The 12,026-nt window shown below is 67.8% G+C and carries 15 protein-coding genes; 5 read left to right on the forward strand and 10 right to left on the reverse strand.

Annotated elements, in window-relative coordinates; all coding sequences use genetic code 11:
- From ACESK5_RS01250 to ACESK5_RS01260, 3 genes are all read right to left on the reverse strand, one after another.
- Nucleotides 1–400: hypothetical protein (locus ACESK5_RS01250; RefSeq protein ID WP_372909724.1), on the reverse strand; the 400-nt coding region annotated here is incomplete at its 3' end.
- Between the two features lie 145 nt (nucleotides 401–545).
- Nucleotides 546–1,136, reverse strand: coding sequence for a 50S ribosomal protein L15e (locus tag ACESK5_RS01255; protein ID WP_372909725.1), 591 nt, complete (start codon nucleotides 1,134–1,136; stop codon nucleotides 546–548).
- Between the two features lie 285 nt (nucleotides 1,137–1,421).
- Nucleotides 1,422–1,757, reverse strand: coding sequence for a hypothetical protein (locus ACESK5_RS01260; RefSeq protein ID WP_372909726.1), 336 nt, complete (start codon nucleotides 1,755–1,757; stop codon nucleotides 1,422–1,424).
- Between the two features lie 326 nt (nucleotides 1,758–2,083).
- Between ACESK5_RS01260 and ACESK5_RS01265 the strand changes: the two genes are divergently transcribed.
- Complete coding sequence (locus ACESK5_RS01265; RefSeq protein ID WP_372909727.1) at nucleotides 2,084–2,992, forward strand: DNA methyltransferase; 909 nt, start codon at nucleotides 2,084–2,086, stop codon at nucleotides 2,990–2,992.
- A gap of 9 nt (nucleotides 2,993–3,001) precedes the next feature.
- On the opposite strand, the gene ACESK5_RS01270 is transcribed toward ACESK5_RS01265, so the two are convergent.
- The 5 genes from ACESK5_RS01270 to ACESK5_RS01290 form a co-directional block, all read right to left on the reverse strand.
- Nucleotides 3,002–3,958, reverse strand: a complete 957-nt coding sequence (locus ACESK5_RS01270; RefSeq protein ID WP_372909728.1) for an L-lactate dehydrogenase — start codon at nucleotides 3,956–3,958, stop codon at nucleotides 3,002–3,004.
- 195 nt (nucleotides 3,959–4,153) lie between these two features.
- A complete protein-coding gene (locus ACESK5_RS01275) occupies nucleotides 4,154–5,056 on the reverse strand; it encodes a serine/threonine-protein kinase RIO2 (RefSeq protein WP_372909729.1) in 903 nt (300 codons plus the stop codon).
- A 177-nt stretch (nucleotides 5,057–5,233) separates the two neighbouring features.
- Nucleotides 5,234–5,716: a peroxiredoxin family protein gene (locus ACESK5_RS01280; RefSeq protein WP_372909730.1), complete on the reverse strand. Its 483-nt coding sequence runs from the start codon at nucleotides 5,714–5,716 to the stop codon at nucleotides 5,234–5,236.
- A gap of 110 nt (nucleotides 5,717–5,826) precedes the next feature.
- Nucleotides 5,827–6,492: a hypothetical protein gene (locus tag ACESK5_RS01285; protein WP_372909731.1), complete on the reverse strand. Its 666-nt coding sequence runs from the start codon at nucleotides 6,490–6,492 to the stop codon at nucleotides 5,827–5,829.
- 164 nt (nucleotides 6,493–6,656) lie between these two features.
- A complete protein-coding gene (locus tag ACESK5_RS01290; protein ID WP_372909732.1) occupies nucleotides 6,657–7,319 on the reverse strand; it encodes an AIM24 family protein in 663 nt (220 codons plus the stop codon).
- A 181-nt stretch (nucleotides 7,320–7,500) separates the two neighbouring features.
- On the opposite strand from ACESK5_RS01290, the gene ACESK5_RS01295 reads away from it, so the two are divergent.
- Complete coding sequence (locus ACESK5_RS01295; protein ID WP_372909733.1) at nucleotides 7,501–8,334, forward strand: biotin/lipoate A/B protein ligase family protein; 834 nt, start codon at nucleotides 7,501–7,503, stop codon at nucleotides 8,332–8,334.
- Between the two features lie 9 nt (nucleotides 8,335–8,343).
- Here the strand turns inward: ACESK5_RS01295 and ACESK5_RS01300 are convergent, their stop codons facing one another.
- Entirely contained in the window at nucleotides 8,344–8,922 is a 579-nt protein-coding gene (locus ACESK5_RS01300) for a redoxin domain-containing protein (protein ID WP_372909734.1), read from the reverse strand.
- A 120-nt stretch (nucleotides 8,923–9,042) separates the two neighbouring features.
- On the opposite strand from ACESK5_RS01300, the gene ACESK5_RS01305 reads away from it, so the two are divergent.
- From ACESK5_RS01305 to ACESK5_RS01315, 3 genes are all read left to right on the forward strand, one after another.
- Nucleotides 9,043–9,915 (forward strand): deoxyribonuclease IV, encoded by an 873-nt coding sequence (locus ACESK5_RS01305; RefSeq protein WP_372909735.1) that lies wholly within the window; start codon nucleotides 9,043–9,045, stop codon nucleotides 9,913–9,915.
- 101 nt (nucleotides 9,916–10,016) lie between these two features.
- Entirely contained in the window at nucleotides 10,017–10,775 is a 759-nt protein-coding gene (locus ACESK5_RS01310; RefSeq protein ID WP_372909801.1) for a class I SAM-dependent methyltransferase, read from the forward strand.
- A gap of 73 nt (nucleotides 10,776–10,848) precedes the next feature.
- Nucleotides 10,849–11,307: an OsmC family protein gene (locus ACESK5_RS01315; RefSeq protein WP_372909736.1), complete on the forward strand. Its 459-nt coding sequence runs from the start codon at nucleotides 10,849–10,851 to the stop codon at nucleotides 11,305–11,307.
- A 32-nt stretch (nucleotides 11,308–11,339) separates the two neighbouring features.
- Here the strand turns inward: ACESK5_RS01315 and ACESK5_RS01320 are convergent, their stop codons facing one another.
- Nucleotides 11,340–11,987, reverse strand: a complete 648-nt coding sequence (locus ACESK5_RS01320) for a hypothetical protein (RefSeq protein ID WP_372909737.1) — start codon at nucleotides 11,985–11,987, stop codon at nucleotides 11,340–11,342.
- Nucleotides 11,988–12,026: the final 39 nt, after the last annotated feature.

A 12,026-nucleotide genomic window follows, 5' to 3' on the forward strand; every position in this document is an offset into this window, starting at 1 on the left:
CCGCGCGGCCGCCCCGCGACCCGCCGCCGGCCCACTGGTCGAGGAGGGCCGGGTCGCGGCCGACGGCGGCGACGGCCCCGTGGAGGCCGAGCGTGAGGAGAGTGACGCCCACGCCGACCAGCGCGGGAAGCCGGTAGGCCCGGACGCCCTCGCCGGGGAGACGATCGGTGGCGAGCGTCCGGAGCCCCACGTCGTGGGCGAGTGTGGCGCCGACGAGGGCCGCGAGGCCGACGCCGACGACGCCGCCGGCGACGATGACGACGAGGGCCAGCCACCGCGGGACGTCCGCCAGCGGCTCTACGGCCGTGACGAACGGGATTGTCCCGAGCACGGCCAGTACGCCGACAGCGAACGGTGGGCCGACCCGCTGTGGGCTGACGAGCCGTGTCTCCTGTACCATACGCGTGTCCAGGTCGTCGCCGGTTAAAGAAGGCACGTACCCGCCGCTCGCATCCGCTCCGACGTGGGCGTGCGTCGTGACTCGACGTGGCGGTGTCGAACGGGTTCGAGAACGGTGCTGGAGCGCCGAAGCGAGAACGGCGCCGTTACTTGCCGCGGCGACGGCTCGCACCCTGGCTCGGGCGGACGTGTTCGGTGCCTTTGCCACGGTTGTTGAGGCCGCGGTTCGCCTTGCCGGCGTTGGTCAGTCCGCGGAACGCGCGCCCGGTGTGACTGTCGTCACAGATCCAGTTGAGTTCGGAGTCGTTCTGGATGGCGGGGTGGGCGGGGTCTACGAGGATGACCTCGTGCCACTTCTGGGAGCCGTCCTCCCCGACCCAGTAGGAGTTGAGCACGCGCATGTTGGGGTGCTTGCGCGCGGCGCGCTCCTCGGCGATGCGCTGGATGTTCTTCCGGCGACCGATGCGGTTGACGCCCTGACGCTTCGAGCGACGGCCGGCCTTGTGCCGCTGTTTGCGGGCATTCCCCTTGCGGACGGAGACGCGAACGACCGTGATGCCCTGCTTGGCCTTGTAGCCGAGTTCGCGCGCCTTGTCCAGTCGGGTCGGTCGGTTGATGCGGACGATTGCACCCTGGTCGCGCCACTCCTGCTTTCGCTGCCACTGCAGTTCGGCGAGCTTCCCCTCCTTCGGGGAGCGCCAGGCTTCCTTGATGTGTGAGTAGAAGCTTCGTGCCATATGTTTTCACCGCGGGCGCTTGCGATTCAACGTCGGCTCTCGCCTCCCGGAGACGTCCCGTCTCCCGTGTCACATCTCGTCCCGTGTCCGCGAACGCAGCTCACAGGTGCCCACTGGCGTGCCCGCAGACCAGCGAGTTACCCTGACTTTCCTCGTGGCGGTGTTAAGAACTTCGAATCGGTGTCGTGCTCGCGTCGAGCGCGCTCTCGGCGGGCCGAACGCGTCAGCGGAGGAGGGGAGGACCGGGAGGGCGGGCGACGTCGGTAGTCGCGACGGGTGGGCGAGTCAGGAGGCCTCGACGGCGTCGAGCCACGCCGCGACGCTCTCGCCGCCGTCGGTGAGGACGACGGCGTCGCCGTCCCGGTTGACGAGGTTCGTTCGTTCGAGTTCCGGGAGGACGAGGTGGTGCAGCGTGACCGACGGCGTGCTCCACTGGCCCGAGTCGCCCGCTTCGAGCGTCGACGCCAGCGACGCGAGCGTCACGCTCCCCTCGTGTCGACTGAGAACCGAGAGCACGTTCCGCCGTCGTGCGGTGGTGATCACACCGAACAGTTCGTCGGCGGTGAGGCCAGTCTCCGTCGTCGGGAGTTGCGCGTCTACTGTTGCGGAGTGCGAGGACATATCGGTCTGGTCACCTTGCACGTCTCTCTATTCTAGAGCCGTATGATACCTCGGCCTAATCTGTTAGGGGCGTCCGGGCTCACACGGGCCGTCGAACACGCGCCGTCGTGCGATACGGAGGTGTCTACGGTCCGTCGGCGGGCCTGCCGTGCGACGCACACGACCGACCGTCGCTCTCCCGTCTGCCGTCGTCGGCTCCCTCAGCGACCGCTGGAGACGCCGACGGTGCTCGTTCGGCGTCGTTCGTCCCCTGTCGTGGGACGCCGTCTCCCGGACGAACGCGGCCACCCGTGGTGTTTAATCCCTCCGGCGTGGTACTCGGACGGATGACGGGTGCGGGACCTCCCGATCGGGACGACGTGAAGCCGTACCAGCGGGTCGTCGCCGACCGGGGCATCTACGACGAACGCAACCGCCTCAACGACCTCACCGGCCGCGAGTGGAAGTTCGCCACAAAGTCGGTCATCACGAAGCCGTACCCGCCCGACTTCCAGCACGACGTCCGGTCCGAACACGGGGGACAGAAACCCCCCCGCCTCTGCATGGACCTCGTCGAGCGGTTCAGCAAGGCCGGCGACCTGGTGTTGGACCCCTTCGCGGGGGTCGGCGGGACGCTCCTGGGCGCGAGTCTCGCCGAGTACGAGGGCACCGGCCGCCGGGAGGCGGTCGGGTTCGAGCGGGTGGAGCGGTGGGTCGACCTCTACCACACGGTCCTCGACCGGGAGAACCGCGAGCGCGCGGAGCGCGGTGCGGGGCCGCTGGCGACACAGGAGATGCGCCACGGCGACTGCTCGCGACTCGTCCGTGACCTCCCCGAGGGGTGCGTCGACCTCCTCCTCACCGACGTCCCGTACTGGTCGATGGACGCCGTCGCACAGACGCGCAACCCCCGTCGGACGAGAGCGAGCAAACTCGGGCGGTTCGACCCGGAGAGCGGAGACGACCCCCGCTCGAAGGACGAGTGGCTCTCGGAGATGGCCGCGGCGTTCGACGCCTTCTCACGGGTGCTCCGCGCGGACGCGTACGTCCTCGTGTTCATCGGCGACATGTACCGCGAGTCGTCGTTCCACTTCCTCTCGGCGGACCTCGCCCGAGCGCTCGAGTCGACGGGGCTCACCCTGAAGGCGGACCTCGTCTGGTACGACCCCACGAAGTCGCTCCACGTCTACGGCTACCCCTTCGCGTTCGTCCCCTCGATGGTCCACCAGCACGTCCTCGTCCTCCGGGCGGAGTGAGCGTCCGTCTCAGTAGTCGAGGTCAGCGAGGTTCTCCGCCAGGACGCCCGCCGACTCCTGGAGGGCGTTCTGCTCCGGTTCGGGGAGGTCGTGTTCGACGACGTTCCGGATGCCGTCACGGTTGACGACGCACGGGACGCTCGCGTAGACGTCCTCGATGCCGTACTCCCCCTCGAGGAGGGTCGAGACCGTGAGAATCGAGTTCTCGTCGCGGAGGACCGCCTCGACGATCTCGGTGGTCGCCAGCGCGATGGCGTAGTTCGTCGCCCCCTTCCGTTCGATGATCTCGTACGCGGCCTCCCTGACCTCGCGTTCGATCTCTGCGCGTCCCCGGTCCGAGAGGCCGCCACAGTGCGACTCGGCGTACGTCTCGTACGGGACGCCTGCGACGTTCGTCGAACTCCACAGCATCACCTCGCTGTCGCCGTGCTCGCCCACAACGTACCCGTGGACGTTCTTCGGGTCGACGTCGCACTCGCGGCTCAGGACGTGTCTGAAGCGCGAGGTGTCGAGGACGGTTCCCGACCCGATGACCCGTTCAGCGGGGAGGTCCGACACGGCCCACGAGACGTACGAGAGGACGTCCACCGGGTTGGTGACCACGAGGAGAACGCTGTCGTCGGCGAGCCCCTCCGTTATCTGGGGAATCATCTCCTCGAAGATGCCTGCGTTCCGTTCGAGGAGGTCGAGCCGCGTCTCGCCGGGGCGCTGGTTCGTCCCCGCCGTCACGACCACCACGTCGGCGTCCCAGCAGTCCTCGTAGTCACCGGTCGTGATGTCGACGGGTGGTGTGAAGTACGCCCCGTGGCTGAGGTCCATCCGCTCGCCCTCCGCTTTCTCCTCGTCGATGTCGACGAGGACGAGTTCGCTCGCGACCCCACTGCTCATCAACGAGAACGCCGTCGCGGCACCGACGCTTCCGACGCCGACGACGGCGACTTTCCCACGGGTCTTCCGGGATTCCATGATTTTCACTCGCACCCGAGTAAGTATATACCTTGGGTCGAGTCTCGTGCCGTGACAGAGCCCCGGACTCGCGACCACCTCCCCTCGATTTCGTATCGCAGTATGAAGTTTATACACGAGAGAGACACGCCCGACAGCGTCGACGCGGAACGGACGAAAACGAGTGCTGTAGGGTCGAACGGACCAGTCCGGCGTTCAGTCGTCGCGCACGGACCCGAACGTGCCGCTCGCGATGCGGTCCGTCACTCGACCGACGTCGACGTCGGGCGTCGGCCGCGGGTACTTCCGCCGGAAGTAGCCGACCACGTTCCGGACATCGCGTTCGAGGAGTTCCCGGGCGTTGTCGTGGTCGGTCGAGACGGCCTGCGGCCAGTCGAACACCGTGATGCCGTCCTCGCTCACGGCGACGTTGTACTCGGACATGTCCGCGTGGACGTAGCCCGCCTCGTACGCCCTCGTGAGTTCGCGGAGCACGAGGTCGAGGACGCCCACCGCCTGGTCCGGGTCGAGTTTCGCCCGCCCGAGTTCGACGCCCGCGAACTTCTCCATCACGATGGCGTGTCGGTTGTGGTCGACCGGTCTCGGCACCGCCACGTCGGGGTAGAGGTCGGTGAGCGTCTCGTACTCGCGCTCGGCGGCCTTCCGCGCGGTGTAGAGCCACGAGACGTGGTGGTGGTCGGCCGTGTACTCGCGTTCCTTGTTCACCTCGCGGAAGTTCGTGTACCCTTCCCGGTGGAACTTCAGCGCGAGCGGCTTGTACGACTGCACCTCCAGGACGTCGCTCTCCTTTCCCACTCCGAGCGGCGCGCCCACCCCCTCGACGGTGTCGCGCTGGGCGAACGTCCGAAGCGCCAGCACGTCGTACCCCTCGAAGGTGAGCTGGTACCCCTCGTACTGGATGGTCTTCCGCTTGATCAGGTCGCGGCTCATACACCGGTCGAGCCGGTAGTCGACGTTCTCGGCCGTGAGGTTGGAGAGGGAGGGGAGCTTCCCGCGGTTCACCCACTCGGAGAAGCGCATCCCCTGCTCGACGCCCGAGAGCAGATAGAAGTCTTCGGGTTCGAGTTCGGTCATCAACCCGGCCACGTTCCGCACCATACCCGGGGATGGGCGAGCGCGCGGTAAAAGCCCCGCGTGTTGCAGGGAGGCGGCGTCTCGGACTCGACCGCAGCACGTCCGACGTGACGCCGTCTGTCGGAGATAAATCAGATACCGCTATACGAAACTGTGTCGGGACGAGAGATTCGCCGAGTCTCCCGTGCGCCGCGAGTCGATTCAGCCGCTGAAGGGGTCCTCGAACCCACCGCGGACGAAGTAGCGCACGTAGTTACCGTACGTCCGGTCACCGGGGTGGTCGGCGACCTGTTCGTACCGGACCGTGCCCTCGGAGTCGACCACGTACGTCGCGGCGATGCCCGTGAGGCCGTGGCTCGTCTCTTCCGTTCCGCTGTACTGCTCGGCGACCTCCCCGTCGGGGTCGGCGAGGAGTTGAACGTCGAGGTCGTAGCGGTCACGCATCTCGGTGGCGTCCCCGAGTGAGTCCGTCACGACCGGCAGGATGTCGACGCCGTCGTTGAACCACAGGTCGTACGAGACTTCGCTGAACGTCTGAAGCTGTTCGGCACAGAAGCTACACCAGTGACCGCGGTTGACGAGCACGACCGTCGGGCCGTCCGCGAGCGTCTCGGAGAGCGTCACCTCTCCGCCGCCGGTGCTCTCGAGCGTGAAGTCGGGCGCGGTGGAGTCTTCGAGGCTCACGGCGGTTCGTTCGGAGGGGACGGTACTCACGCTGTCGCGGACTGACTCGTGTTCGACACGAGCGGCACGCACGTGTCGTGCAGAGACGTGAGCGCGGACGCGAACGGGAGCTATCGGGACTCGGGTCGCGCTCGGGGTGCCGTCTGGTAGAGGTAGAAATCGACGATCACGTATCTGAGCCACAGTCGCTTGAACTCCCTGTTGGAGACCCAGAACGCGAGCGCCAGGGCGCCCGCGGCTGCGGCCTCGTACCGAAGCGCCGGATGTGTGAGGGCGCCGAGCGCGGAGAACGGGAGCAGTGCCACCCCGAGATACACCACGGCGAGTGTTCCGAACCCGGTCCAGAGCCCTCTCGTCATCGCGGACAGTGCCCGCATCCGGACGGTCTGTGAGTACGGTGTCGCTTCGAGGTACGTGAGGAGACTCCGCCAGAGGTCCTCGTACTCGTCTTCCGTACTCCAGCGGTCCGGAAAGCCGAACCGCTCGGTGCACCGGTTCCAGAACCCCTCCTCGAGCCGGATCCGGTCGTCGGCAGCGTGGAGGCGCTCCAACTCCCGTTTCATGCTCACCGGGCCGAGCCGAGGGACCCCCGGCACACGCTCGACCCACTCGACGACGAACGTGACGGCCGGCGCCACCGTCTGCAGGAGTCTTCCGATTACGAACGAGAGCACCAGTCCGAGGGTGATCCCCGCCAGGTCGCCCTCCGGCGACGCCTGTCCGCTCTGTACCACAGGCAACAGGAGCCCCGAGAGCACCACTGTCTCCGGAATCACGTCCGCGAAGACTCCATCAGATTCAGGTGTGACTGCACGCCGCTGCTCGGCATACGGATATATGGTGATTAGTTATGGTATATTTGCCGGCGTCCACGTGCCGGACAGGCCCGCAAGCGTCACCGACGACGCGCCGGTGTGTTCGGCGAGAGCGTCTCGGTCGTCTACTGCGCCGGGGTCATCTCCTCGTACGGCTGGACGATGACGAACCCGCCCTCCTGCGAGAAGTCCAGCTGGAACGTCTCGCCCGAGGACTTCCCGATGAAGCTCTTGAGGTTGAGGTCGCGCTTCGTCCCCGGGGAGACGTTGCCGCTCCACGCGACGGTCGCCTGCGGGTCCGTTCGGACCGGCGTCGGCACGACGATGGGCTCGCCGTGGGTCGTGATGGCCACCTGCCCCGGTCCCTCGAGGTAGACGTTGAACAGGCCGCCGGTCGAGGTGCCGGCGATGCTGTCCATCATCTTGATGTCCCAGTCGACGCTGCTCTCGAACGCGAGGATGTCGTTCCCGTTGACGCTAATCTCCTCGCCCGCGTCGAGTTCGATGACCTGCACCTCTTTACCCTGGTCGGCGAGGTAGAGGTGGCCAGTCCCGGACGCCTGCATCATGACGCTCCCCTCACCGGTCACCTTCTTCTTCAGCATCCCCGAGATGCCGCCTTCGGTCTTCCGCTCGAACGAGACGTCGCCCGTGTACGCGACCATCGCGCCGGCCTTGGCCATGACGGTCCCATCGAGGGCGACGTCGAGCAGTTTCGAGTTCTCCAGTTGGAAGCCGTCTCCACCTTCTTTCGGTGCGTTCTGGCTGATGAATTGATCGAGATCCATGATTCGTACTCCTCGCCACTCGTGTGGCTCAGGTGAAGGTACACTCCCGACGATATAACCTTGTATCCGTGACCGTTTCCCACGGGTGAGTGTCACACGGCTGGTTGGGTCGCCCGCTGACGCGGGCTCTGGCTGCCCGGCGAGGCACAACCGCTTTGCCTCCGTCGGTTCAGTCCCCTCTATGGACGAGACAGCCCCGCCCACTGACCACGGTCACGAGTGGCGGCTCATCCGCGAGGAGTCCCGACCGGGACCGATGCAGATGGCGCTCGACGAAGTCGCCGCGGAGACGGCTGCGACCGGTGGTCCCCGGACGGTTCGGCTCTACCGCTGGGAGCCGTCGTGCCTCTCGCTCGGCTACCACCAGGAGCCCGACACCGTCGACTGGGAGTGGTGTGCGACTGCGGGCGTCGACGTCACCCGCCGACCGACCGGCGGCGGCGGTATCTACCACGACTCGTTCGGCGACATCTCCTACTCCATCACGGCCCCGCGCGAGGAACTGCCCGGGAACCTCATGGACTGTTACCACTACCTGCTCGCCCCGGTTCTGACGGCGTTCGAGTCGCTCGGTGCCCCGGTCGAGTTCGTCGACCGGGAGGTGCCGGCGCTGTACGACCCGGCGTGTTACCTCCGGGCGCTGAACCCCGCCCACGACCTCGTCGTCTCGGGGACGAGCCGAAAGGTGAGCGGGAACGCCCAGTACCGCCAGCGCGACGCCGTCGTCCAGCACGGGTCGGTGACCTTCTCGACCCGCCCCGACCGCCACCTCGCGACGTTCGCCGGCCCGGAGGTGACGCCCGACGCGTTCGCCGAGCGGGTCACCGGCCTCGACGAACACACCGACGCCTCGCGCGAGGAGAGCGTCGCGGCGTTCGAGGAGGCGCTCGCCGAGTGGTCCGGTGCGGAGGCGGGGGCCTGGACCGACGACGAACTCTCGCGTGCGCGCGAGCGCGTAGAGGAGAAGTACGCGGCCGACGAGTGGGTCCGTCGCCAGCCCCGTGCCCGCTCGTGACGGCCGCGGTCAGAGCCCGAACGTCTCGGCCGTCGGCCCCACCTCCGCGGTGACGGCGTCGTGAATGTCGGCCACTGGCGGCAGATCTCGGGTCGGGTCGACCCAGTGGTCGGCGAGCCAGCGGTACCGGACGACTCCCTCGGTATCGACGAGGAAACACGACCGCCGCGAGCGTCTCGTCAGTCCGACGGTCCGGTAGGTGACGCCGAACGCGTCGGAGAGGTCGAGGTCGGTGTCGGCGAAGAGGGGAAAGCCGATGTCGAACCGGCTGATGAACTCGCGGTGGAGGCGCGTCCCGGACCGACTGGCGCCGACGACCCGGACGTGGTCCCCGCCGGCGAACCAGTCGAAGTCACGGAAGGTACACCACTGTCTGACGCAGTCGGGTGAGAAGTCCATCGTGTAGAAACAGAGGAGGACGGGTCGGTCGGCCACGAGCGTCGAGAGCGAAACCGTGGAGACGGAGCCGTCGGTGTCGACGAACTCCGCGCGCACTTCGGGGACGCGAGCGCCGACGTCCAGCGGTCCGTCGGCCGCCGTCGGCGTCGGCGTCGGCCTCTCTGGGGTGACTCGGTGTTCCTCGGTCATACCCCGTATGTATCGAACGTCGTGATAGTCGTACCTCCCTGAATATCGCTCGTGAGACTTCGCCGTCACCCCCCGTAGCGCTCCGAAGCGCCTTTCTCCCCCAACCGCTTGCCCCTGCATATGCGAGTAGGCGCACACGTCTCTATCTCCAAGAGCCCGCGTCCGAACGACGACGAGAAGCCGCCGTACGGTGACCTCCGGAACGCCGTCCACCGTCAGGTCACCTTCGGTGGGAACTGCGGCCAGATATTCACGCACTCCCCGCAGGTCTGGCAGGACCCGAAGATCAGTCCCGACGAGGCCGAGAAGTTCCGCGAGGCGTCGGCCGCACAGCTGGACGGCCCCTGGGTCATCCACTCGTCGTATCTGGTGAACCTCTGTACTCCCAAGGACGGCCTCCGGCAGAAGTCGCTCGACTCGATGCAGAAGGAGGTCGACGCCGCCTCGCAGCTGGGCATCGAGTACGTCAACGTCCACCTCGGTGCCCACACCGGCGCGGGGGTCGAACGGGGCCTCGACAACGCCGTGAGCGTCCTCGACGACCTCTCGGTGCCCGACGACGTCACGGTCCTCCTCGAGAGCGACGCCGGGTCGGGGACGAAACTCGGTGACGACTTCGAACACCTCGCGTACGTCCTCCGCGAGTCCGAACAGGACCTCGACGTCTGCGTCGACACGGCCCACGCCTTCGCCGCGGGCTACGACCTCTCGACCGCCGACGCCGTCGACGCGACCGTCGCGGAGTTCGACGACGTGGTGGGCCTCGACCACTTGGCGTGCATCCACCTCAACGACTCCAAACACGCCTGCGGGACGAACAAGGACGAACACGCCCACATCGGCGAGGGCGAAATCGGCGTCGAGGGGATGCGCCGCATCGTCACCCACCCCGACCTCGCGGACGTCCCGCTCGTCCTCGAGACCCCCACCGAGGACGGACGAGGGTTCGCGTGGAACATCGACCGCGTGCGTGAACTCGCGAACGGGGCCTGACCGGCGGACCGGCCGAGAACCCACGCGGTTTTTCCTCCCCGCCGAGTAGGTGACCCGTGCGCAGGTTCACCGCCGACTACCTCCGACGGACGCGCGAGGGGATGTGGGACGGGTCGCGTGCGGCGCTCTCGGATCTGGAACTTACAGACAGCGAGCGACTCCTCGACGTCGGCGCCGGGACGGGCGAACTCTCCCGCGTCCTCGCCGCGGAGTCCGGCGGCGACGTCGTCTGTCTCGACGCCGACCCTCGACTCCTCGACGTCGCGCGCGCGGAGACCGGCCTCCCGGTCGTCGCCGGAGACGCCACTCGACTCCCGTTCGCGACCGACGCGTTCGACCGCGTCGTCTGTCAGGCGCTCCTGGTGAACCTGCCCGACCCCGAGGCGGCGCTCCGCGAGTTCGCCCGCGTCTCCTCGGGACTGGTGGCGGCCGTCGAACCCGACAACGCCGCCGTCGGCGTCGACTCCACCGTCGAGCGCGAGGTGGAACTCGAGCGTCGGGTCCGGGAGGCGTATCTGGAGGGGGTCGCGACAGACGTCGCCCTCGGTGACCGCCTCCCCGACCTGTTCGCCGCGGCCGGCCTCAGAGACGTCCGAATCCGTCGGTACCACCACGACAAACGTGTCGAACCCCCCTACGATGCGGCCGACGTCCGCGACGCGAAGCGGAAGGCCACCGGCGAAGGCATCGACGCCCACGAGACCGAACTCCGCCGGGTTCTCTCGGACGCCGCGTACGACTCCCTCCGCCGTGAGTGGCGTGCGATGGGGCGGTCCGTCGCCGAACAGATGCGGACCGACTCGTACCGCCGCGCCGAGGTGGTGCCGTTCGACGTGGTCGTCGGCCGGGTGTCTGACTGAGCGGCGCGCGAGAGTTTCCGCAAAGCTATCAGAAGGAGCACATATTTAAGCCGTGATGTGACCAACTCCTGTCATGGGTGGGACACCGGCGGTAGAGACGTACGAGACAGCGGCGGACTGTACCGGGCCGAAGGCCGCGACGGTAACCGTTCGCGACCTGACGGTCGAAGTCGATGCCCCCGAGGCGTCGGGTGGGACGAACCGCGGACCGACGCCCGTCGAGTACCTCCTCGGGTCGCTGGCCGGCTGTTTCAACGTGACCGGCAGCCACGTCGCGGCCGAGATGGGCCTCGATCTGACCGTCCGGTCCGTCTCGGCCTCGGGCGACCTGGACACGACGACGTACCTGACCGGGGAGGGGTCCCGCGCGGGGTACGGTCGCATCCGCGTCTCGGTCGAAGTCGAAACCACCGCCACCGCGAAGGACCTCGAGGCGTGGCGACGCGAGACGGAGCGGCGCAACCCCGTCCTGGACACCATCGTCCGTCCGACGCCGGTCGGCGTCGACGTCGCCGTCCGCGTCGACGACTGACCCTCCCCTTCGGCCGCGAGCGACTCCGCGACTCAGACCACGTCGCCGCGGACAGTCGTCCCCGACTGGGTCGCGCGGTACTCGCGGAGCACGTCCGCCGCATCCGCGGCCTGGTCCTCGTCGAGTCCGAGCATCTCCAGCGCCGCCGAGAGGGTCGGGAACGCGAGGCTCCCCTCCTCGACCCTCGCGAGCGCCTCCTCGTCGCGGGTCCCGTCGACCCACAACTGGACGCCGCGGGGGTCGAGTATCTCCTCGTACGCCTCGCGGGCCACCGCACCCTTCAGCCGCTGGGTGACGTTCTGGTCGAAGCTCGCGTTACACACCTCGAGGTGAATCTCGTCGTCGAGTCCGTCGAGGAGGTGGGCGGCGAGACACTTCTCCGGTGCGGCGTAGCCGTTGTCGTTCGTCCGGAGGAACGCCGGGAACTTGTCGGCCCACGCCGCCCTGACCGAGGAGCCGACGCCCTTGACGCCGTACTCCGTCTCGAACCGCTCCGCCGCCGATCGGTCACCGCGCATGAGCATGTCCTTCGTGAGGTAGACGTCGAGTCGGTCGACGGGGTCGAGGCCGAGTGCGACGTCACCGTAGACCCACACCTCGCGGACGGGGACCGGCATCTCCTCGGTTTCGACCGTCTCCAGTATCCGCTTCACGTAGTCGAGGGCGACGTCTCGGTCCATCCAGACGCCGATGCGTGAGGGACGGCCAAAACGGTACGG

It is taken from the genome of Salinigranum sp. (genome assembly GCF_041641895.1).
Taxonomy (GTDB): domain Archaea; phylum Halobacteriota; class Halobacteria; order Halobacteriales; family Haloferacaceae; genus Salinigranum.